General features: G+C 67.4%; 22 protein-coding genes. 7 read left to right on the top strand and 15 right to left on the bottom strand.

What is annotated here, in order from left to right; all coding sequences use genetic code 11:
- Positions 1-73 precede the first annotated feature (73 nt).
- Positions 74-847 carry a GntR family transcriptional regulator gene (locus tag EMQ25_RS02075; RefSeq protein WP_127186892.1) on the top strand — a complete coding sequence of 258 codons (774 nt, stop codon included), beginning with the start codon at positions 74-76 and terminating at the stop codon, positions 845-847.
- On the opposite strand, the gene rbsK is transcribed toward EMQ25_RS02075, so the two are convergent.
- From rbsK to EMQ25_RS02045, 6 genes are all read right to left on the bottom strand, one after another.
- Positions 791-1,723, bottom strand: coding sequence for a ribokinase (gene rbsK / locus EMQ25_RS02070; protein ID WP_127186891.1), 933 nt, complete (start codon positions 1,721-1,723; stop codon positions 791-793). The genes EMQ25_RS02075 and rbsK overlap by 57 nt on opposite strands.
- A gap of 17 nt (positions 1,724-1,740) precedes the next feature.
- Complete coding sequence (locus EMQ25_RS02065; protein ID WP_425290223.1) at positions 1,741-2,298, bottom strand: ABC transporter permease; 558 nt, start codon at positions 2,296-2,298, stop codon at positions 1,741-1,743.
- Between the two features lie 230 nt (positions 2,299-2,528).
- A complete protein-coding gene (locus EMQ25_RS02060; RefSeq protein WP_127186889.1) occupies positions 2,529-3,281 on the bottom strand; it encodes an ABC transporter permease in 753 nt (250 codons plus the stop codon).
- Entirely contained in the window at positions 3,278-4,069 is a 792-nt protein-coding gene (locus EMQ25_RS02055; RefSeq protein ID WP_127186888.1) for an ABC transporter ATP-binding protein, read from the bottom strand. Before EMQ25_RS02055 ends, EMQ25_RS02060 begins: the two co-directional genes overlap by 4 nt.
- Positions 4,066-5,469: an amidohydrolase family protein gene (locus EMQ25_RS02050; protein ID WP_127186887.1), complete on the bottom strand. Its 1,404-nt coding sequence runs from the start codon at positions 5,467-5,469 to the stop codon at positions 4,066-4,068. The genes EMQ25_RS02055 and EMQ25_RS02050 overlap by 4 nt, the downstream gene beginning before the upstream one ends.
- Before the next feature lie 67 nt (positions 5,470-5,536).
- Positions 5,537-6,565 (bottom strand): ABC transporter substrate-binding protein, encoded by a 1,029-nt coding sequence (locus tag EMQ25_RS02045; protein WP_127186886.1) that lies wholly within the window; start codon positions 6,563-6,565, stop codon positions 5,537-5,539.
- Between the two features lie 110 nt (positions 6,566-6,675).
- Here EMQ25_RS02045 and EMQ25_RS02040 point away from each other — a divergent pair, with 110 nt between their 5' ends.
- From EMQ25_RS02040 to EMQ25_RS02030, 3 genes are read left to right on the top strand one after another with little or no spacing between them, the layout of a single operon-like run.
- The gene (locus tag EMQ25_RS02040) at positions 6,676-7,683 is read left to right on the top strand and encodes a MurR/RpiR family transcriptional regulator (protein ID WP_127186885.1); all 1,008 of its coding nucleotides are present in this window, start codon (positions 6,676-6,678) and stop codon (positions 7,681-7,683) included.
- A 14-nt stretch (positions 7,684-7,697) separates the two neighbouring features.
- Positions 7,698-8,618: a nucleoside hydrolase gene (locus EMQ25_RS02035; protein WP_127186884.1), complete on the top strand. Its 921-nt coding sequence runs from the start codon at positions 7,698-7,700 to the stop codon at positions 8,616-8,618.
- Positions 8,615-9,193, top strand: a complete 579-nt coding sequence (locus EMQ25_RS02030) for a nucleoside 2-deoxyribosyltransferase (protein WP_244606431.1) — start codon at positions 8,615-8,617, stop codon at positions 9,191-9,193. Before EMQ25_RS02035 ends, EMQ25_RS02030 begins: the two co-directional genes overlap by 4 nt.
- A 31-nt stretch (positions 9,194-9,224) precedes the next feature.
- Here EMQ25_RS02030 and EMQ25_RS02025 read toward each other — a convergent pair whose 3' ends face one another.
- On the bottom strand, positions 9,225-9,590 hold the full coding sequence (locus tag EMQ25_RS02025) for a VanZ family protein (RefSeq protein WP_127186883.1): 366 nt from the start codon (positions 9,588-9,590) through the stop codon (positions 9,225-9,227).
- A gap of 179 nt (positions 9,591-9,769) precedes the next feature.
- On the opposite strand from EMQ25_RS02025, the gene cnbZ reads away from it, so the two are divergent.
- The gene (gene cnbZ, locus EMQ25_RS02020) at positions 9,770-10,519 is read left to right on the top strand and encodes a 2-amino-5-chloromuconate deaminase CnbZ (RefSeq protein WP_127186882.1); all 750 of its coding nucleotides are present in this window, start codon (positions 9,770-9,772) and stop codon (positions 10,517-10,519) included.
- 68 nt (positions 10,520-10,587) lie between these two features.
- On the opposite strand, the gene EMQ25_RS02015 is transcribed toward cnbZ, so the two are convergent.
- From EMQ25_RS02015 to EMQ25_RS02000, 4 genes are read right to left on the bottom strand one after another with little or no spacing between them, the layout of a single operon-like run.
- Positions 10,588-10,908: an NIPSNAP family protein gene (locus EMQ25_RS02015; protein WP_127186881.1), complete on the bottom strand. Its 321-nt coding sequence runs from the start codon at positions 10,906-10,908 to the stop codon at positions 10,588-10,590.
- A gap of 21 nt (positions 10,909-10,929) precedes the next feature.
- Positions 10,930-12,228 (bottom strand): TRAP transporter large permease, encoded by a 1,299-nt coding sequence (locus EMQ25_RS02010; protein ID WP_127186880.1) that lies wholly within the window; start codon positions 12,226-12,228, stop codon positions 10,930-10,932.
- Positions 12,229-12,270: 42 nt separating this feature from the next.
- Complete coding sequence (locus EMQ25_RS02005) at positions 12,271-12,765, bottom strand: TRAP transporter small permease (RefSeq protein ID WP_127186879.1); 495 nt, start codon at positions 12,763-12,765, stop codon at positions 12,271-12,273.
- A 9-nt stretch (positions 12,766-12,774) separates the two neighbouring features.
- Positions 12,775-13,800 carry a TRAP transporter substrate-binding protein gene (locus EMQ25_RS02000; protein WP_127186878.1) on the bottom strand — a complete coding sequence of 342 codons (1,026 nt, stop codon included), beginning with the start codon at positions 13,798-13,800 and terminating at the stop codon, positions 12,775-12,777.
- A 196-nt stretch (positions 13,801-13,996) separates the two neighbouring features.
- Here EMQ25_RS02000 and EMQ25_RS01995 point away from each other — a divergent pair, with 196 nt between their 5' ends.
- Positions 13,997-14,893 (top strand): LysR family transcriptional regulator, encoded by an 897-nt coding sequence (locus EMQ25_RS01995; protein WP_158625919.1) that lies wholly within the window; start codon positions 13,997-13,999, stop codon positions 14,891-14,893.
- Positions 14,894-15,030: 137 nt separating this feature from the next.
- Here EMQ25_RS01995 and EMQ25_RS01990 read toward each other — a convergent pair whose 3' ends face one another.
- On the bottom strand, positions 15,031-16,233 hold the full coding sequence (locus EMQ25_RS01990; RefSeq protein ID WP_127186876.1) for an aminotransferase class V-fold PLP-dependent enzyme: 1,203 nt from the start codon (positions 16,231-16,233) through the stop codon (positions 15,031-15,033).
- Positions 16,234-16,365: 132 nt separating this feature from the next.
- Here EMQ25_RS01990 and EMQ25_RS18585 point away from each other — a divergent pair, with 132 nt between their 5' ends.
- Positions 16,366-16,473, top strand: coding sequence for a small membrane protein YohP (locus EMQ25_RS18585; protein ID WP_483189275.1), 108 nt, complete (start codon positions 16,366-16,368; stop codon positions 16,471-16,473).
- 10 nt (positions 16,474-16,483) lie between these two features.
- On the opposite strand, the gene EMQ25_RS01980 is transcribed toward EMQ25_RS18585, so the two are convergent.
- From EMQ25_RS01980 to EMQ25_RS01970, 3 genes are read right to left on the bottom strand one after another with little or no spacing between them, the layout of a single operon-like run.
- Positions 16,484-16,669 (bottom strand): hypothetical protein, encoded by a 186-nt coding sequence (locus EMQ25_RS01980; protein ID WP_127186875.1) that lies wholly within the window; start codon positions 16,667-16,669, stop codon positions 16,484-16,486.
- 19 nt (positions 16,670-16,688) lie between these two features.
- A complete protein-coding gene (locus EMQ25_RS01975; RefSeq protein ID WP_127186874.1) occupies positions 16,689-19,244 on the bottom strand; it encodes an ABC transporter permease in 2,556 nt (851 codons plus the stop codon).
- Complete coding sequence (locus EMQ25_RS01970; protein WP_127186873.1) at positions 19,244-19,975, bottom strand: ABC transporter ATP-binding protein; 732 nt, start codon at positions 19,973-19,975, stop codon at positions 19,244-19,246. Before EMQ25_RS01970 ends, EMQ25_RS01975 begins: the two co-directional genes overlap by 1 nt.
- Positions 19,976-20,099 lie beyond the last annotated feature (124 nt).

The following is a 20,099-nucleotide window of genomic DNA, read 5'->3' as shown; positions in this document are numbered from 1 at the left end:
TGATCGTCAACGCCACATTTGCGCAAACCTGTGCTATCGTGCCAAACGAGCCATTAGACCTTTGGAGAATGCCATGGCCGCCGACGCGCCGACGCCGCTCAACGAACCGACCTATCTGCGAGTGAAGCGCGCCATCATCGCCGATCTCGTCGCGGGCGTGCTCCAGCCGGGCATGGACGTGACCATCGAGAGCCTCACCTCACGCTATGCGGTCAGCAACATGCCGATCCGCGAGGCCCTGCGGCAGCTCGAGGGCGAGGGCATATTGATCTCGCTCGCGCATCGCGGCTTCAAGATCGAGGCCCTGACCGAGGACTACATCCGCAACATCTACGACATCCGCGTCGGCATCGAATCCATGCTCGCCACCCGCGCCGTCGAGCGCGCGACCGATGCCGACATCGCCGATCTGCGCACCATCCACACCGATCTCTGCGCGCTCATTCGCTCGGGCAAGCCGATGGTCGCGACCCATGAAAACGTGCATTTCCACAACCGCATCTACCGGCTCGCCGGCAACCGGCAGGCCGAGATGATCCTCGAGGGGCGCACGCGCGTCGTGCGCACAGTCGGCGACAGTCTCGGGGGCTACATCCCGGCCGTCTACGACACCGTCATCGCCGAGCATGAGGACATCGTCCGCGCCTTCGAGCGGCGCGATGCGGAGGGCGCGGGCCGGGCCGTCTTCGACCATGTGACCGCAGCGCGCGACCGGCTGTTGAAGCGCATGGCCGACGGCCATGTCTTTACCGAGGGCGCCGCGCCCCTCCCCCCGCGCCGAAAGCCGCCGCTAGGCCACGGCGCCTGCCGAGAACCGCGCAAAGCTCGCTCTGTCCGCATAGGATGATTGCGTTCCCGGCCGCGTCACCGAAAGCGCGGCATAGCGGCTCGCCGCCGCAAGCGCCGTTTCGAGCGGGCTTCCCGAAACGAGGAAATGGGCGAAGGCCCCGATGAACGCGTCGCCCGCCCCCGTCGTGTCGAGCGCCGTGACCGGCACCGGGGCGATTACCGCGACGCCTTCGGGCCCGACGAGCCGCGCCCCGCGCGCGCCCAGCGTCACCACCACCCGCCCGACCCCGCGCGCCAGCAGCCCGTTGGCCGAATCGATCACGTCGATCTCGGCGTCGGGCGCAAGGCCGGAGAGAATGGCGAGTTCGCTCTGGTTGAGCACGAGGTGGTCGACGAGCCCGAGCATGCCCTCGGGCAGCGGAGCATCCGGCGCGGGCGCCGGGTTCAGCAGCGTCGCAACCCCGGCCTTCCGCGCCATTTCGAGCCCGGCGAGCACCGTCTCGGTGCGGATCTCGAGCTGGAAGATCGCAAGCGCCGCGCCTTCGACGAGCCCGCGCGCCGGCAGGAGATCCTTGGGCAGCAGATGCGCATTCGCGCCCGGCGCGATCAGGATGCGGTTTTCCCCGCCCGGCTCGACGAGGATCGGCGCGACCCCGCTCGCCACCCCCGGCACCCGCACAACATGGGTCGCATCGATCCCGTGCCGGGCAAAATTGGCGAGCGTGCCGGTGGCGAAATCATCATCGCCCACCCGCCCGATCATTGCGACCTCAGAGCCCAGCAGCGCCGCCGCCACCGCCTGGTTGGCGCCCTTGCCGCCGAACCCGCTCTGGAAGCGCTCGGCCTCCAGCGTCTCGCCCCGCTCCGGCATGCGCCGCGCATAGGTCACGAGATCGATCATGTTGCTGCCGATGACGACGATCCGCCCAGCCATGTCCCTCTGCTCCCGCCTCAGGTCCAGCGCTCGCGCACGCGCGCCTCGAGCGAGACGACGAGCACGAAGAGCGTCACCGACCCGATTGTCGCGCAGACGCTGGCCCCGAGCGCGCGCTCGGTGTTGAAGGCCTGGCTCGCCGCATGCAGCATCTGCCCCAGCCCGCTCGTGCCCATCAGGAATTCGGCGACCATCGCCCCGAGAATGGCATTGGCGCTCGCAAGGCGCAGCGCCACCGTCCAGTTCGGCAGCGCCGAGGGCAGCGCCAGGTGAAAGAGCCGCTGGTGCTTTTTCGCCCCGAACACTGAGAAGAGGTCCGCGCTCCCCGCCGGCAGCAGCTTCAGCCCCGAACCGGTGAAGACGAAGAACGGAAAAAAGGAGAGGATGGCGACGATCGCCAGCACGGTTTCGGTGCCATAGCCCAGCATCCGCGCCAGAACCGGGATCATCGCGACCACCGGGATCGAGGAGAAGATGAGCCCGATCGGGGTAAGGAGCCCGTTGAGGATCCGCGAGGACCAGGCGAGCACCGCGATGGTCGTTCCCGCAATCATCCCGAGCACCAGCCCGCCCATCGCCACCCAGGCGGTCTGCATGAAGTTCTGGAGGTACAGTCCGGGATTGGCCCAGATGTCGGCGAACACCGCCCAGGGCCGGGGCATGACGATGACGTTGAAATCGTTGAGGACGACCAGCGCTTCCCAGAGCACGAGGATGAGCGCGATGCCCCAGAAATTGAGGAGCGTCCGCCCGATCCGGCCGACTAGCGAGGGCCGCGCGGGCCCGTTGGCGGTTGCGGACTGGCTCATCTGTAGCGCTCGTGCACGATGCGTTCGAGAAGGGTCATTGCCGAAAAGAGCACGAGCGATGTCGTTGCCGCCAGCACCACGACGCTCCAGAGCAGCGGGATCTGGAAATTCTGCATGGCATTGACGATGAGGATGCCGAGCCCCCGCGGCGCGCCGAACCATTCCCCGATGATCGCGCCGATCAGCGCGGCCGGCACCGCAAGCTTCATGCCGCTGACGATGCCGGGAAAAGCCGCCGGCAGGTCGACATGGAAGAAACGCTTGGTGCCCGAAGCGCCGAGCGCCGCCATCAGGTCACGCTGGGTCTGGCTCGAGGACGCGAACCCCGAGGCGCCCGCGACATAGAAGACGAAGAAGGCGTTGAGCGCGGCCAGCGCCGTCGGCGCCGCCTCGCGGCTCAAAAGCACGATGAAGATCGGCGCGAGCGCAATCGAGGGAATGGCGTGGATCACGGCCGTCGCCCGGTCCGTGCCGGGGCGCAGCACCGGCAGGATCTGCCCCAGCATCGCGAAGGCCAGCCCCGCGAGCCCGCCGATCAGATAGCCGAGCCCGGCCGAGCCGAGCGTCGCCGTCAACGCGCGCGAAAAGAGCGCCTGGCGCGAAGGATCGAAGAGAAACGCCATGACGCTCGAAAAGGGCGGCCAGGTCATGCCCACGAGCCGGTTCTGCCCGATCACCTCCCAGGCGCCGAGCATCAGCGCGACCCCGAGTGCGCCCAGCAGCGCCGATTGGGTCCGCTCCCCGCTCAATGGCCCGCTCCGTCCGTGGGGTGAAGCGTTTCGGTCAGTTCGTCCACCAGCTGATGGAACTGGGCCGTCCGCATCACATCGGGGTGCCGCGGGCGCGCGAAGGGCACTTCGAGCGTGCGCACCACTTTGCCCGGCCGTCCGCTGAGCACGATCACGCGGTCGGCGAGGAACAGCGCCTCCTCCACCGCATGGGTGACGAGCAGCGTCGAGATCCGGCTTTCCGACCAGATGCGCTGGAGCTCCACATTCATCTGCCGACGCGTCACCGCGTCGAGCGCCCCGAAGGGTTCGTCGAGCAGCAGGATTTCAGGCTCGAGCACCAGCGAACGCGCGATCGCCACGCGCTGGCGCATGCCGCCCGAAAGCTGCTTTGGCCGTGCCGCCTCGAAGCCCGCGAGCCCCACGAGATTGATCAGCCCCTGCACCCGCTCGCGCATCACCGGCCGTCCGGCAATGCGGAAGGGCAGCTCGATATTCTGGCGCACCGTCAGCCAGGGCAGCAGCGCATGCTCCTGAAACGCGATGCCGAGCCGGTGCGCCTTCACCAGCTCCTCGGGCGCCCGCCCCTCGACCGCGACCGCGCCCGAACTCGGCGCTTCGAGCCCGGCGACGAGCCGCAGGAGCGTGCTCTTGCCGCAGCCGCTGGGACCGAGCAGCGCGACGAACTCGCCCTTCCCCACCGACAGGCTCGTATCGGTCAGGGCCGTCAGCGTCTTGCCGTCCGGCAGACGGAAGCTCTTGGTGACGCCCCGGAAGTCGATGGCCGGTGCGGCCGTTCTGTCTGTCATGCAACCAGCGCCTCGAAGCGCGCCATGAGTTCGGGCCCGCGCGCGGCAAGCCGTGCCTTGATCGCGTCGGTGTCGACGGTGAGGAATTCGCGTTCCTTCATCACGAGCTTGCCATCGACGATTACGCTGCGCACGTCGCGCCCCACCACCATGCTCGAGACCGCAAACAGCGGATCGAGGATGGGCTGCTGGTCCATCTGGGTCGTGTCGACGAGGAGGATGTCGGCCCGCTTGCCCGTTTCGAGGCTGCCGAGCTCGTCGGCGAGCCCCAGCGCCCGCGCGCCGCCGCGGGTGGCGATGGCGAGCAGTTCCTCGCTCGAAATGGCCGTGCGCATGTGCCAGGGCGTCCCCGCCAGCGCCTGCTGGCCGATCCGCGTCACATGCGCCACCTGGAAGATGTCGAGCGGGCCCCACGCCGCCGCCCCGTCGGTGCCGAGCCCGATGTCGATGCCCTTGCGCCACATCTCGAGCAGCCGCGGCGCCCCGATCGAATAATTGTTGAACCCGCAATGGCAGGCCGAGGGCCGGTGCTTGACGTAGAGATCGACCTCGTCGGGCGAGAGCAGCACCGAATGCGCGCAATGGAGGTGATGGTCGAGCACGCCCAGATCGGCGAGATATTCGGTCGGGCGCTTGCCGAAATGCTCGAGCGCATAGTCGATCTCATAGGCCCCTTCGCAGAGGTGGGTATGGATCTTGACGTCGAGCTCGTGCGCCGCCGCCGACATGGATTTGATGAGCTCGGGCGAACAGACGATAATCTGGCGCAGCCCCAGCCACGCCTTCACCCGGTCCTGCCCCGCCCAGCGATTGACCAGCTCGACGTTCCGGTCATAAGCCTGCTGTGTGTTCATCATCATCGAGGCGGGCACGGTCGCGCCGATCCCCGAGGTCTGGTCGACCGTCGAGAGCGCGATGAAGCCGCGAATGCCGACCTCGAGTGCCGCCTCGCCCATCGCGTCCGGATGCGGTCCGCCGGCTTCGGCAAAGCAGGTCGTCCCTACGCTGATCATGTTGGTATAGGCGACGAGCCCGGAGAGCTCGACATCCTCGGGCGTCAGCATGCCCTCGAAGGGGATGTAATAATTCTTCCAGATCGGGATCTTGAGCGCGCGCTTGCGCTGCATTTCGAAGATCTTGCCGCGCAGCAATTGCTGGGCGGTATGCATGTGCCCGTCGATCAGCCCGGGCATGGCGATCCGGTCGCTGCCATCGACCCGCGTTTCGGGAGTGAACCTGCCCGTCGCATCGTCCGCCTTGCCCATCCAGACGATCCGGCCGCCCTTGATGGCGATGGCGCCGTTCCTGATGATCGTGCCCGCATCGTCGAGGGTGACGACGTCGCACCCGGTAACGAGAATGTCGACGGGTTCTGGGGCGGCGTTGGCGGGATCGGTCACTGATGGTCCTCGAAAAATTGCGTCGAAAGGAAAGACCGGGGCGCTTGAACGCCCCGGTCGAGGGGCCTTAGAGGCTCGCCTGGGCCTCGGCGAGCAGGCTCATGTCGTAGATGTCCTCGAGCGAAGCGGGCAGCTCGCGCTCCTGGGCACGGGCGACGTCGTACATCGGGCCCGTCACCATGGCCTCGTCGAGCCAGAACATGCCCTTGCCGTCCGGCGCTTCGACATAGGGGATCTGCAGTTCGTTCTGCCGGATCTGCTGGTTGAGGTCGAGCCCCAGGTCTGCGCCGTATTTCTCGACGACGAGCCGGGCCGCATATTCGGGATCCTCGGCATTGGTCTGCCAGCCGCGCAGCAGCGCGCGCAGATAGCGCACCAGTTCGTCGCGACGGCTTTCGAGCGTTGCCCGCTCGGTGACGAAGATGACGCCCGGCTGCACATAGCCGAGGTCGGCCAGCAGCGTCACGATGAAGTCCTCGCCCGCAACCATGCCCATCTGCTCGAGCGTGATCGGCTGGTTGGTGACGAAGGCCATGTAGACGTCGCCATCGCCCGCAATCAGCGGCTCGGGCGAGAAGCCCGACGGCACGAAGGTGTAATCGTCCTCGAGCCCGTTGAGCGCAAAGATCGTCTCGATGATCTGGCGGTCCGATTCGACCTGCGCGAGGATCCGGGCGCCCACGAGGTCGCTTGCCTGCCGGATCGGCCGGCCCGGCAGCGAGATGACGCCCGCCGGATTGACCGGAAAGTTCGCCCCGATCATCACGAAATCATTGCCGCGCGCCCGCGCGTCGAGCAGCGGCAGCCACTGGCCGTGCGCAACCTGGGCATTGCCCGTTGCGAGGGTCACGAGCGATTGTGGCGCGTTCGGGCCGCCCGGCAGGTGCTCGGCGTCGATCCCCTCCTCGGCGAAATACCCGTTCTCGAGCGCGATCCAGTGGCCCGCATACTGCACGTTCGGCACCCAGCCGAAGGCGGTGGTGATGCTCGTCCGCTCCTGCGCGAAGGCGCCTGAACCGAAAAACGGCATCATGCCGAGGGCCGCACCGGCCCCGGCGACGAAGTGACGGCGAGAAATCAGCAGGTTTTGTGTCATGGTCCCTTCCTTCCGGCCCGTCACGCGGACGGGCACCAAAGCCCCAACAGAAACTTCTGTTACACAAAACTCTAGCACATGTTACAAATGTATCAACGGAGAAAGAGTCGATGACGTCCCTTCATGCCCGGCCCGCCGAAAGCGGGAGCGTCTCGGGCACCATTCCCGAGCGGATATCGCGCGCCTATCCCCAGTTCAGCGGGGCGCTGAGGGCGTTCGCAGACTATGTGCTGGCCGAGCCGGTCGAGGTCGCGCGCACCTCGATCCATGGGGCGGTGCAGAGCGTCGGGGTTTCGGTCGCCACCGCCAACCGCTTTGCGCGCGCCATCGGCTTCAAGGGTTATGCCGAGTTCCGCGCCGAGCTCATCAGCGGCTTTTCCTCGGCCTTCGCGCCGGTCGAAAAGCTCAAGAACGAGATCTCCCGCCAGTCCACCAGCGCCGAGATCATTGCCGCCTCCATCAGCCAGGACCTCGCCAATCTCGAGGCAACGCGGCAGAATCTGCGCGCCGAAACCTGCACGGAGGCGGTCGACCTCATCCTCCGGGCCGAGCGCATCTACGTCGTGGGCATCGACAATTCGGCTCATCTGGCGGGGCTCCTCGCCAGCGGGCTCGGGCGCTACCGGCCCAATGTGCGCAGCCTCTCGAGCGCCGATGGCGCGTTCGGGGCGAGCCGCCAGCTCTTTCGCTACGGGCCGGCCGACCTCGTCATCACCATCGCCTTCCCCCGCTATTTCCGCGATGCGGTCGAACTCTCGCGCTTCGTCAAGGATCGCGGCGTGCCGCTGATCGCCATCACCGACGGCCCCGCTTCCCCCATCGCGGCGCTGACCGAGACCGTCCTCTACGCCCGCGCCGAGCGCCAGCTCGCCTCGACCTCGAACGCCAGCGTGCTCGCGCTCCTCGAAGGGCTGGTGGGCGCCGTCGCGCACCGTTCGCCGCGCTCGGTCGAGATCGAGCAGCAGTTCGCAAGCTTCGCGCTGCCCTGGCTCGAGCCCGAGCATCCCGGCCAGCGCAAGCCGCGCGCCAGCAAGCCCGCCGCTACGAAGCCGAAGTCACCCCTCGCCGCCGGACGCCGCCCCGTGCCCGTCCGCAAGCTCAAGAAGACGCCGAAATAGGCGATGAAAGGACCATGATGATCATTCTGGACTGCGACCCCGGCCTCGACGATGCGGTGGCCATCATGCTGCTGCTCTCGGCCCCGGGCATCGAGGTCGCCGGCATCACCACCGTCGCGGGCAATGTCGAACTGCACCAGACCCAGTGGAACACCCGCGGCATCCTCGATCGCGCCCCGCGCCGGGTCCCGGTCTATGCCGGCTGCCCACGCCCGCTCGCCGTGCCGCACGTGCACGCCAAGCACATTCATGGCGACACCGGCATTGCCGGGGTGCGCTTCGAGGCCGTCGAGACCCCGCTCGAAAAGGAGCACGCGGTCGACTTCCTCATCCGCACGCTTTCTGACGCGCCCGAGCGCAGCGTCACGCTCTGCTTTGTCGGCCCGCTGACCAATCTTGCCGTCGTTCTCGTCAAGGCGCCCGAGCTGGCACTGAAGGTCGAGCGCCTCGTCCTCATGGGCGGCGCCATCGGGCTCGGCAACACCACGCCCGCCGCCGAATACAACATCTATGCCGACCCCCATGCCGCGCGGGTCGTCTTCGAGGCCGATTTCGAGCGCGTCGTCCTGCCGCTCGACACTACGTCGACCGTGCTCGTCGACACCGCGCTCGCCGAGCGCGTTGCGAAGATCGGCACGCCGGGCGCCGATTTCCTCGCCCCGCTCCTGGCGCTCCCCGTCGCCCATCCGCGCTTTGCCGGCAAGGGCCGGCCCATGCACGACATGTGCGCGGTCGGCTACTGCCTCTGGCCCGAACTCTTTTCGGGCCGGCAGTGCAATGTCACGATCGACTGCTCCGAAGGCCCCTCGCGCGGCCGCACCATCATCGATTACTGGGGCAACAAGCGCGAACCCAATGCCCTCGTCATCGACCAGGTCGACATCGAGGGCTTTCTCACCCGCTTCCATGACACGCTCGCGGGAGCGGCCTCATGATCCGCGTCTACATCGCCGGCCCCGAGGTCTTCCTGCCCGAGGGCTTCGCGCAGGTCGAAAGAAAGCGCGCGCTCTGCCGGCAATACGGCATGGAGCCGAGCGCGCGTCAGGGCGATTTCCTGAAGTATGAGGGCGGCGACAAATTCACCTTCGGCACCATGATCAGTCGCCACAATGAAGAGCTGATGGACGCCTCCGACATCGTCATCGCCAACCTCACCCCCTTCCGCGGTGTCAGCGCCGATCCGGGCACGGTCTACGAGCTCGGCTACATGGTCGCGCGCGGCGCCAAGGCCTTCGGCTACACCAACACCGCCCGCCCCTACGCCACCCGCGTCGCCGAGGACCATTATGGCGGCGACACGCGGACCGCCGAGACCGGCCGGCTCGTCGGCCCGGACGGGCTGATGATCGAGAACCACGAGATGATCGACAATCTGATGATCGATGGCGGCATCGCAAGGAGCGGCGGCTTCGTCATCCGCCACGAAGCGCCGCCCAAGGCCCGCCTCACCGACCTCACGGCCTACGAAGCCTGCCTCGCCCGCATCGCCGAAACCCTTCTCGGGCGCTGATCGTCCATGGCCCGGGCGGCCCCCCGGGCGATCACCGCCGCAAGCTGCGGCTGACGCGGCGGGCGAGTTCGGCGAGGAGGGCGCCGCCAAGGCCGCCGAGCACGGCGCCGGCTGTGCTGTAGTGAAAGTCGATCCACTGCCCCTCGCGCCCCGGAACGACGAGCTGCACCAGTTCGAGCACGCCCGCGAGCGCCGAAAGCCCGGCAATTAGCGCCACCCGCGCGCCCATGCCCTTGAGCAGCAGCGCGAACCAGAACGCCACCGCGCCATAGGCGAGCAGATGCTCGTGCACCGCCCGCAGCGGCGTCTGCGGCCGCGCGCCGCCGGGAATGAGCGACACCACGATGATGATGAGGACGAGCAGCAGGGAAAGCTGCAGGAGGCGCTTGCGGATCATCCTTGCCTTATGGCCCGCGATCGGACCGGCCGTCGAGCCTGCCGCCCACTTTTGGGCAACACCTCATTCGAAAATCGGCGCTTTATCGAAACACTCCAACTCACCATGCTTGCTCCGGAAAACGACCGCCCCGGGATTGCCCGGGCCGGTAGAGAGGCCACAAGAAGAGGTAAGGGACAATGGTCGCCGAATTCAGGCAGGGCGGATATCGGTTCATTCCGGGCGTGTTTCAGTATTCGGCCGGGGTCGAAGCCCTGCCCGGCTTCGAAATCGAGCGCGTGCGCTTCTCGCGTCCGGTGGCGCTCGAAGCCGGCTTTGGGCTGATCGAGCGCGTCCTTGCCGATGAAGGCGTGCCCGGCACCGCCTTCTGCGCGTGCGAACTCCGCTCGCCGGCCCCCTTCACCGAAGATGGGTTTGCCGCCTTCAACACGCTCTATGTCGACGGGCTGAAACGGCTCGGGCTCATGGCCGGCGCGGACAATCCCGTCGCCCGCTCCAATGTCTGCCCTGCAGTCCTGCCGCCCGCAGAACCCTCCTTCCATGCCTTCTGCTTCGCCCGCCCGAGCCAGACCGATGAGCGCACCTTCGTCATCGCGGGCAGCGCCGAGGTGCCCGAGGGCATGGGCAATTATCTCGACCACGCCATCGCCCGCGGAGATCTGAGCGAAGCGGGCATGGCCGCCAAGGTCGACTACGTCCTCGCCGCCATGGAAGACCGGCTCGGCGCGCTCGGCCGGGGCTGGGCCGACACCACGGGCGTGCAGGTCTATACCGTCCACGATATCCACCCCCACATCGCAGGCGCAATGATCGAGCGGATCGGCCAGCATCTGGGGCTGACCCTCCACCACAACCGGCCCCCGGTGCAGGAACTCGAATTCGAGATGGATTGCCGCCGCGTGCTGCGCGAACGCGTCCTGCCGGTCTGAGCGCCGGCCATGAAAAAGGGGGCGCGGCGGGTTACCCTTGCCGCGCCCCCTTTTGTCGTTCCTGCCGCTTAGTCTTTCGGCAGGAGCTGCAGGTCACGCAGGAAGAAGTGCTCCATCTTGGTCACCATCGGGCCTGCGGCCTCGGTCGTGCTCTTGAGCTCCTGCCATTCGGGATCGGAGCGGAAGCTGTTCCAGCCCCGCGCACGCGCCGTCTCGTCCTCCCATTCGAGGATATAGAAGAGCTTTTCCTGCCCGTCCGTCGGCTCCCACATGTTGACGAGCTTGAACCCGTGCTTGGCGAGCAGCCGCAGCGCTCCGGCCTTGAACCGGTCGTAGAGCGCGCCGCGCCGGTTGGGGATGATGTCGTAGATGCGCAGTTCGTAGATCACGGGACAGGGTCCTTTCCGGCGTCAGCCGATGGGATTGAGCAGGCTCGGCAACCAGGTCGAGGCCTGCGGAACGAAAGCGAAGAAGGCGTAGACGACGATGAGCAGCACCATGTAGGGCGTCACCGCGCGCGCAAGCCTGTGCAATTGCACGCCCCCCACGCTGCATCCGACGAAAAGGCAGAGCCCCACGGGCGGCGTGATCAGCCCGATGACGAGCCCGAACACGATCACCACGCCGAAATGGATGGGATCGAACCCGTAGGCGAGCGCCGAGGGCAGCAGCACCGGGGTCAGGATGATGATCGCGCCCGAGGTTTCGAGAAAGAGCCCCACGACGAGGAGGATCGCCATCACCATCAGGAGGAAGACCCACCGATTGTCGGTCAGCGACAGGAACATCTCGGCGATCGCCTGCGGCACGCGCTCGAAGGCCAGCACCCAGCCCAGCAGGTTCGCCCCCGCGACGATCAGCATGATGGTCGCCGAGAGGATGGCGGTGAGCCCGATCATCCTGGCCACCACGCGCAGGCCCATGGTGCGCATGGCGAGCCCCACGATCCCCGCATAGAGGACGGCCGCAACCGAGGATTCGGTGGGGGTGAACACCCCGCCCACCACCCCGCCGACGATGATCAGCGGCATGGCGAGCGCAACGAGCGCGATCCTGAGGCTGGCAAAGAACCCGGTGATCCGCGCCATCGAGCTGCCCGCCCCTTCGAGCGGCACGGCGGTGGGCGCCATGTGCCGGAAGAGATAGCGGTTGAGCGCCAGCATCGCGAAGCCCGCGACGAGCCCCGGCGTCACCCCGGCCAGGAACAGCGAGCCGATCGAGGCGCCCGAGGAAATCCCGTAGACCAGCATCGGAATGCTGGGCGGCAGCAGCGGACCCACGATCGAGCTTGCCACCGTCACCGCCGTCGCGTTCTCGCGCGAATAGCCCTGCTTGACCATGGCCGGGATCATGATCGGGCCGATCGCCGCGACGTCCGCGGTCGCAGCCCCCGTGATCCCGCCGAAAAAGAGGCTGGTCACCACATTGACCTGCGCCAGCCCCGCCCGCCAGCGCCCGACCATGTAGTTGGCGAACTGCACGAGCCGCCCGGTCAGCTGCGCCTCGTTCATCAGAAAGCCCGCGAGGATGAAGAACGGGATGCTCATCAGCACGAACTGGTCGAGCCCCGCAAAGATCCGCTGCGGCACGGTCGAAAGCGGCACGCCTCCCACGAGCACGATATAGAGCGTCGCCGCGCCCCCGAGCACGAAGGCCACCGGCACCCCGAAGACCAGTAATCCGAAAAAGAGGCTGCCCAGGAGTGTCATCACAAACCCTTCAGTGCCCGATACCGGGCCGGCCCGCGGCCATCAGAGCGCCGAGACCTGCTCGCCCGTCCGCGAGACGAACAGTGCCTCGATCGCCGCGAGCAGCAGCAGCGCCCCGCCCACCGGGATCGCGAGGTAGATCCAGCCGATCTCGATCTGCAGCGCCGGGGACAATTGCTGGCGCGCGAAATTGCGCATCGCGATCGCCCAGCCCTGATAGGCGAGCAGCCCCGCGAACGCGGCCACGAAGAGATGCACCGCCTTGCCGACGATCAGGGCGATCGGGCCCGGGAACCGCTCGACCGCCATGGTCATGGCCACATGCGCGCCCTGCCGGTAGGCGACCGCGCCGCCCACCATCGCGCTCCAGATCAGCGCATAGCGCGCCAGCTCCTCGGCGAAGGACAGGCTGTTGCCCAGGACGTAGCGAAAGAAGATCTGCGCCGAGATCGAGCCGAGCGCGACAGCCAGCAGCGTGCCGGCAAGTCCGATGCCGGCCCGTTCCAGGAGATCGCCGATCCGGCGCAAATGCGTCATGGCCTGCCCTCAGGGGGTCGCTGCAATGATCTGCTCGAGCAGATCGGTCGCCCCGATCTGTTCGGCATAGCTGTACCATACCGGTTTGACCAGTTCGATGAAGGCGTCCGCATCGACATCGGTGATGGTGATCCCCTGCGCGACGAGCTTGTCGCGGATCTCGGACATGCGCCCGGCCACCACTTCGCGCTCATAGGCGGCCGCCTCGATCATCGCCTCGGAGATGATCGTCTGCGTCTCCTCGTCGAGCCCGTCGAAGAATTCCGCGCTCATGATCACCGGGCGCGGTTCGGAGACGAACGTCATCTGCTCCCAGTCGGTCATGTAGTTGATGACCTCGCCGATGTTGAGCGTGTCGACCGACAGCACGTCGAGATGCGCGCCCTCGATAACGCCCTGCTGCAGGCCCGTATAGACCTCGGTATAGGCGGTCGGGGTGGGGTTGGCGCCCAGCGCCCGCATCGCGTCGAGCAGCACCGGGCTCTCGATCACGCGGATGCGCAGCCCCTGCAAGTCCGCCGGGGTCGAAACCGGCACGTCCACCGTCTCGATCGGGCTGTCACCCGTGCTGAACCAGGCGAGCGTCCGGAAGCCGGCCTGCTCCTCGATGCGGCGGGCCAGCTCCTCGCCGATCTCCCCGAGCGCGATCGCTTCCATATGCGTCTGCCCACGGATCAGGAACGGCACCTGCACGATGTTGTAGATCGGCGCGAGGTTCGCCATCGCGCCCGCCCCGATCCCGATCTGCACCGAGCCCTCGAGGATCGCCTCGTTGATCTCGCGCTCATTGCCCAGCTGCGCGCCGGGATAGAGCAGCACTTCGATCTCGCCGCCCGAACGCTCCTCGACCAGTTCCTTGAACCGGTTCGCGCCATCCATATAGGGGAAGGTCTCGGCCGTGATCATCGCAAAGCGCAGCGTCAGCGACTGCGCGAAGGCGGGGGCCGAAATCAGCGTGGAGCCAAGGAGTGCGGCAAGCCCGATCCCCGCAAGGCGGCGTGGCGGCCCGCTCCGGGCCTTCAGAAAATGCGTCATGGTTCGTGTCCCTCTGCTGTGCTGCCCAAAGCGGCCCACCCTCGAGCCCGAGGGTCGGGCCGTCGCGGGCTGAACGGGCGCCCCTCGCGCCCAAACTCTCAGCACCGCCTTTGGTCATGATCAACCCATGGGCAGCGTTGCGACAAGAGCCAATTTCTGTACATCTTGTTGCGTGGCGGGCAACGGAGGGGACGAGATGGAATCCGCGCTCATTCGCTATTTTCGCGAGGTCTATCGCTGCGGCTCGATCCGCGAGGCTTCGGCCAATCTCAACGTGGCGCCCTCGGCGGTCAGCCGGCAGATCATGAAGCTCGAGGACCAGCTCGGCGTCGCGCTCTTCGAGCGGCGTCCGCGCGGGGTCGCGCCCACCGAGGCCGGCGAGGTGCTGGCGCGGTTCGCCCGCGACGTCCAGCTCGACATCACCCGGCTCCATGGCGAGATCGACGCCATCAACGGGCTGCGGCGCGGCCATGTGCGCCTCCTCTCCACCGAGGGGCTCGTCTCCCACGTGCTGACCGGGCTCGTCGCGGCCTTCAGCGCCCGCTATCCGGGGATCGGCTTTTCACTCACCATCACCGGCACCGCCGGCATTGCCGAGGGCATCAAGGCGGGCGAGGCCGATATCGGCTTTGCCTTCGATGCCGAGCCCGATCCGCAGCTCGATTTCGCCCTGCAGATCCGCGACCCGCTCTGCCTCGTTACTGCGCCCGGCCATCCGCTGCTCGCGCGCGAGACACTCACCATGGCCGATCTTGCGGCCTTTCCCTTCGGGCTCCCGCAGAGCAGCTTTGCCATAAGGCGCCTCATCGACGCCGAATTTCGCCGCGAACGCATCGCACTTCAGCCGGCGATGGAGACCAATTCCATCGAGGCGCTCCGCGGGCTCGTGCGCTCGGGCATGCTGATCGCGTGCCTGCCGAGCCTGCCCATACGCGGCGAGCTCGACGCCGGCCTCCTCGTCAGCCGCCCCCTGCCGGTCGAGAGCTTCAAGCTCACCACCCACGACATCTGCGTCCTCGCCAACCGCCCCCTCCCCCCCGCCGTCGCCGCCTTCCTCACCCACACCCGCCAAACCCTCGCGCCCCCGGGATGAGGATATGAGGTCAGTCGATGTTCTCGAGATCCGCCTCAAGCTCGGCCATCTGCTCGCCACTCGCCAAGGCGATCGGCGCCGCGTCACTTCCGTTCCACACCCGGTTCATGGTCGAGCCGGCCGCCTGACGTCCCCGCTCAGTCCGGCCAGCTGAGCACGCGCGCGCTCGATTTGTCGGGGGGCGCCATGGCGTCGTCGGGGCGCGGGGCGGCGAGTGTGGCCCTGAGCCGCTCGGCGACGATCTCGGCCTCGCCCGGATGCAGATTGCACGGGTCGAGATAGAAATGGCCCCGCTCCACCTCGTGGTTACGCACGATCACCGGCGGTTCGCCCGCGGCCAGCGCCCGGGCAAGCCCATTGGCCGAAAACCCGCTCTCGGGCCTCACGAAAACGGTAAGCCGGTCGAGCGGATTGTCCGTGGGGTCGGGCACGATCTCAGCGCCGATCCCCGCCACCGGGTCGAGCACCGATTTCCAGAGCCTGAGCGCCGCGGTCTCGCGCGCGCGAATGCCCGCATTGTCGCGCGTCTCCCAGGCCTCGAGCGCCGCCATCGTCCCGGCGATCGTCTCCTTGCCCACCTTCATCGCCCGCCCGATGCCGCGGTTTTGCAGGAATGCCGCGCGCACCAGATCCTTCCTGCCCGTCACGATCCCCGAGGTCGGCCCGCCGAGGAATTTGTGCCCGCTATAGACCACGATGTCCGCCCCATCGGCGAGGAACCGCCGCAGATCGTATTCGGAGGCCGCATCGACGATCACCGGCACCCCCTTCTCGTGGCAGAGCGCGGCGAAGGCCTTGAGCGGCAGCATGCCGTACTGCACCGTATGGTGGGAGACGACGTAGAGCGCCGCCGCGGTTTTCTCGGTGATCGCCTCGCGCACGTGAAAGTCGGACGTGCCCGTCACCGCGCCGATTGCCACCACCTTGCCGCCTGCCACGCGGATCGACTGGTCGACCGGCGCACCATAATTGACCAGATGCCCCGTCTGGATCAGCACTTCGTCCCTGAGCGCGTCCGTGCGGTCCGGCAGCCGTTCGATCGCGAGCAGATTGGTCCCCGTGATCGCCCCGGCTACCGCCAGCGAGATCCCGCTCGCGCAGCAGGCGGTGATGAACCCCGCCTCCCCGCCCGTCAGCCGGGCAACCACCACGCTGGCGCGCCGCTGCAACTCGTCCATCTCGATCCACTGGCTGCCGATCTCGGCCATGGCCCTCAGCGCCTCGGGCACGATGATCGACGCGCCCAGCGCCGTCATCGTCCCCGAAACATTGATGATCGGCCTGAGCTCGAGCCGCTCGCGAATGGTGCTGTTGGCATTCTCGGGACCGTTAATCCTCATCGTCCTGCATTCCGCTTCATGGTGATTGTCGTCTCGCCAATCCAGACCCTCATCAGGTCCGGCATCATTCACCAGGCCGCCTGCCCCTGACCCCCGGAACCCCCGATCCCCGGTCGCGTTGGGGGAAAGACCTTGCTTCAGGAGAATGCGACAATGCTCAAGTTCATCGGCGGTGCCGTCGGCATCATCTTCATCATCGGGCTTCTGGTGGTCATCGGGATCTTCTCGCTGATCTTCTGACCGGCGCGCCCTAGCCTCCGAGGCGGTTGCGCAATTCGTCGAGCGTCTGCATGCAGGTCTCGATCTCCGATTTCAGCCGCCGCTTCGCCTCGGGGGTCATGGGGCTGCGCGATCCGGGCCTCATGTCGAGCTCCACCGCCCGCACCAGCCCATCGATCTCACGGCGCAGTCGCGCCAGTTCGCTCACAGCGGCCATTTCCGGCTCCTTCTTGTTTTCACGCCACTTCGAATTCGCGCAGCAGCCGCGCCGGGCGCACCCTCAGCGCGCGCGACAGCGTCAGCACGCCCAGTAGCGTCGTTACCCCGATCGCGCCGAGATCGACGAGCCCCAGCGACAGCCACCCGATGGTGAACTGCACGTCGAGCAGCACCATGGCGAGCGCCGCGGCGAGCCCGATCCCGAGCGGGGTGGCCAGAAGCGCGGCGAAACTGCCCAGGATCAGGTACTGGATCACCTGCCCGACGATCACCTCGCCCCGCGTCGCGCCCAGCACGGTGTTGATCACGGCGTCCGCCTCACGCTGGCGCCGTCCGGCCGTCAGGCTGCCGATCAGCACCAGAAGCCCGTTGCTGACCGCAAGGGCGCCCACGAGCGAGGCGGCGAACGAAAGCTGGCGGAGCGCATCGGTAATCAGTTCGAGCGTTTCCCCGATGGCGATGAAGCGCACGTCTTGGAACGTTTCGGCGAGCCTGCGCTCGACCGCCTCCTCGCGTCCGGGCACCGCCGTCACCGCCCCGAACAGGGTTGCGGGAAAGTCCTCGAGCACGCCGGGGGAGAAGGTGGCGAGAAAATCGATGCCCCCCTGCCAGGAATAGTCGCGGAAGCTCGCGATCTCGGCCGTGATCTCTTCGCCGAAAATGGTGAAGCTCAGCGTGTCCCCAAGCTCGACCCCGAGCCCGTTGCGCAGGCTGTGGTGCAGCGAAACGAGCGGCGGCCCCGCATGATCGGCGGCCCACCATGCGCCCGAGACGATGCGGGAGGTGGGCGGCAGGACGCTTCTATAGGTCAGCGGCACCTCGCCCGATGAAAGGAAGGAGGCTTCCGGCCCACGCGTCCGCACCTCGTCGGCCGCCACCCCGTCAATGGCGCTGAGCGTGCCGCGCAGCATGGGGGTGAAGGTGAAAAGGGCGATGTCGGGATCGGTGCGGGAAAGTTCGGCCAGATCCTCGACCTCGTCCGAAAAGAGGTCCGAGGCGACCAGCGTCGGCGCGTCGAACACCGAGGCGCCGAGGAATTCATTGCGCAGATTGACCTCGAGGACGAGGACGACGACCAGCATGGCCAGCGCCATCCCCACCGAGATGACGACCGAGACCGCATTGGAGCCGCGATCGGCAATGGCGCGCAGCGCATGGCGCAGGAGCCGGTTCGAAGGCTCTCCCATCCGCCGCAGCGCCCCTTGCGCCAGCCCCACCGCCGCCCTGAAGACCAGCACCGAGAGGAGGCTCGCGATCGCGAACGCACCGACGAGCCGCGGGTCGCCCGTCATCAGGATGGCGAGCCAGAGAAAGCCGATGACCGCCCCGATCATGGGCAGCACATGGACCGATCCCATAAGCCTGCGCCAGTCGATGGGCGGAATGCCGAGCCCCTTGGAGCGGAAGAGGCTGACCGGGGTGATTGTCTGGGCCTGCTGCAGCGGCAGATAGGAAAAGGCGAAAGCGGTGAGGAGCCCCACCCCGCCCGCAACGAGCAGCGGACGCGGATCGAAGCGCGCCGTGAGCGCAATGCCCACCGCCTCCCCGATCGTGGGCAGGACGAGGAGCGCCGCCACCGTCCCGACGAGAAGGCCGATCCCGACACCTACCAGCGCGAGGACCGCAACCTGCGAGAGAAAATGGATGAAGATCCGCCCTGTCCCCGAACCCATGCTCCGCAGGATCGCAATGACGTTGGCGCGCTCGGCGACATAGGCCGAAATGCTCGTCCACACGCTGACCCCGCCGATCAGCAGCGAAGCGAGCCCGACGATGACGAGGAAGCTCATGAAGAGGTCGTAATAGCGCACCATCGGCCCGAGCCCGTCGCGGGCCGAACGGACCGTCCAGCCCGGATCGTCGAGCGCGGCCTCGATCTCGGCCCGCCCGGCCTCTGCGTCCATGTTGTCGAACAGCAGCTTGTAGCGGAACCAGGTGCCGAGCCCGGGCAAGGGCGAAGTGCGGTCCGAAATCGTCTGCAGCGCCTCGATCGTGATGAGCGCGGGCATGCCGAGCCGGAAGCCGCGCACCGGCCCGTCCGGCAGGCTGCGGAACGTGCCACGGGCTTCGAAAACCGTGCCGCCGATCTCGAATTCGTCGCCGACCGAAAGCCCGAGCTGGTCGAGCAGCAACGGGTCGAGCAGCGCCCCGGGCACGCCCTCGCGCGGCGCGAGCAGCCCGGCCGGGCGCTCGCCTTCGGCAAGGTCGAGGCTCCTGACGCTGCCGAGCAGCGGATAGGCCTCGTCGACCGAAACGAGGTCGACAAAGGCGCCGAGCGCCCCGTTCTCGGCGCGCACATTGGTGTCGGTCACCTGCGCCACCTGCCCGTAGCGGGCAAAGAGCGCCAGTTCCCCGGCATCGGCGGGCCGGTCGGCGCGCGAGAGTTCGATGTCCCCGCCCATGAGGAGCGCGGTGTCCTCGTTGACTGCGCGGGTGATCGTCGCGCCCACGAGGTTCACCCCCGCAATCAGCGCGGTGCCGACCGCAAGGCAGACGACGAGCAGCGCAAAGCGCCGCAGATCGCCCCGCATGTCGAGCAGCCCGATGCGAACCGCCTTGAGCAGCCGGCCCATCAGGCCGGTTCCCGCATGTTTTCCACCAATTCCCCATTGGTCATGGTCAGCATGCGGTCGGCCCGTGCCGCCAGCGCCGGATCATGGGTGATGAGCACCACGGTCGCGCCCTGCTGGCGCGCGAGCCCGAACATGAGATCGATCACCACCGCGCCCGATTTCTGGTCGAGATTGCCCGTCGGCTCGTCCGCAAGCAGCAGCCTCGGGCGAGAGACCATGGCACGCGCAAGGCCCACCCGCTGCTGCTCGCCGCCCGAAAGCGCCGATGGCCGGTGATGGACTCGGTCCCCGAGCCCCACATCGGCCAGCGCAGCGGTGGCACGCTTGCGCGTTTCGGCAAGGCTCAGCTCAGGCGCCGCGATCTCGAGGGCGAGCCCTACATTGTCGAGCGCCGAAAGCGAGGGCACGAGGTGAAAGCTTTGAAAGACGATGCCCACATTGCGCCGCCTGAACAGCGCCAGCTGGTCCTCGCCCATGGCGGTCAGACCCTCGCCGCAGACCCGCACGGTGCCCGCCGTCGCCTTTTCGAGCCCCGCCAGCAGCATCAGCATCGAGGTTTTCCCGCTGCCCGAGGGCCCGACGATGGCGACCACCTCGCCCGGCTCCACCCGCAGATCCACCCCGCGCAGGATGTGCAGCGGTCGCCCGGCGATCTCGAGCGAATAGCCCACCCCGCGCGCATCGATGATCGGCCCGGCGCCCGCGCCCGTTTCGCTGTCGATTTTTTTCATCAGTGACATTTTTCCCCTTGCGGGCGATCACGAACAAAGGAAGCCTCCATGCGCAGCGTCACAACCTGCGGAGCGTGTCTTGTCATGGCGCGGCATTCCCCCTCTCATGCGTGGCAGCGTCACG

This window comes from Arsenicitalea aurantiaca, assembly GCF_003994485.1.
Classification (GTDB): Bacteria; Pseudomonadota; Alphaproteobacteria; order Rhizobiales; family Devosiaceae; genus Arsenicitalea; species Arsenicitalea aurantiaca.
This window is presented reverse-complemented; position numbering and strand designations above follow the sequence as displayed.

Excerpts from the sequence above, each read along its gene's own strand:
- EMQ25_RS02075 (WP_127186892.1), top strand. The coding sequence starts at position 74 with ATGGCCGCCGACGCGCCGACGCCGCTCAACGAACCGACCTATCTGCGA.
- rbsK (WP_127186891.1), bottom strand. The coding sequence starts at position 1,723 with ATGGCTGGGCGGATCGTCGTCATCGGCAGCAACATGATCGATCTCGTG.
- EMQ25_RS02065 (WP_425290223.1), bottom strand. The coding sequence starts at position 2,298 with ATGGGCGGGCTGGTGCTCGGGATGATTGCGGGAACGACCATCGCGGTG.
- EMQ25_RS02055 (WP_127186888.1), bottom strand. The coding sequence starts at position 4,069 with ATGACAGACAGAACGGCCGCACCGGCCATCGACTTCCGGGGCGTCACC.
- EMQ25_RS02045 (WP_127186886.1), bottom strand. The coding sequence starts at position 6,565 with ATGACACAAAACCTGCTGATTTCTCGCCGTCACTTCGTCGCCGGGGCC.
- EMQ25_RS02040 (WP_127186885.1), top strand. The coding sequence starts at position 6,676 with ATGACGTCCCTTCATGCCCGGCCCGCCGAAAGCGGGAGCGTCTCGGGC.
- EMQ25_RS02035 (WP_127186884.1), top strand. The coding sequence starts at position 7,698 with ATGATGATCATTCTGGACTGCGACCCCGGCCTCGACGATGCGGTGGCC.
- EMQ25_RS02030 (WP_244606431.1), top strand. The coding sequence starts at position 8,615 with ATGATCCGCGTCTACATCGCCGGCCCCGAGGTCTTCCTGCCCGAGGGC.
- EMQ25_RS02025 (WP_127186883.1), bottom strand. The coding sequence starts at position 9,590 with ATGATCCGCAAGCGCCTCCTGCAGCTTTCCCTGCTGCTCGTCCTCATC.
- cnbZ (WP_127186882.1), top strand. The coding sequence starts at position 9,770 with ATGGTCGCCGAATTCAGGCAGGGCGGATATCGGTTCATTCCGGGCGTG.
- EMQ25_RS02010 (WP_127186880.1), bottom strand. The coding sequence starts at position 12,228 with ATGACACTCCTGGGCAGCCTCTTTTTCGGATTACTGGTCTTCGGGGTG.
- EMQ25_RS02005 (WP_127186879.1), bottom strand. The coding sequence starts at position 12,765 with ATGACGCATTTGCGCCGGATCGGCGATCTCCTGGAACGGGCCGGCATC.
- EMQ25_RS02000 (WP_127186878.1), bottom strand. The coding sequence starts at position 13,800 with ATGACGCATTTTCTGAAGGCCCGGAGCGGGCCGCCACGCCGCCTTGCG.
- EMQ25_RS01995 (WP_158625919.1), top strand. The coding sequence starts at position 13,997 with ATGGAATCCGCGCTCATTCGCTATTTTCGCGAGGTCTATCGCTGCGGC.
- EMQ25_RS01990 (WP_127186876.1), bottom strand. The coding sequence starts at position 16,233 with ATGAGGATTAACGGTCCCGAGAATGCCAACAGCACCATTCGCGAGCGG.
- EMQ25_RS01980 (WP_127186875.1), bottom strand. The coding sequence starts at position 16,669 with ATGGCCGCTGTGAGCGAACTGGCGCGACTGCGCCGTGAGATCGATGGG.
- EMQ25_RS01975 (WP_127186874.1), bottom strand. The coding sequence starts at position 19,244 with ATGGGCCGGCTGCTCAAGGCGGTTCGCATCGGGCTGCTCGACATGCGG.
- EMQ25_RS01970 (WP_127186873.1), bottom strand. The coding sequence starts at position 19,975 with ATGAAAAAAATCGACAGCGAAACGGGCGCGGGCGCCGGGCCGATCATC.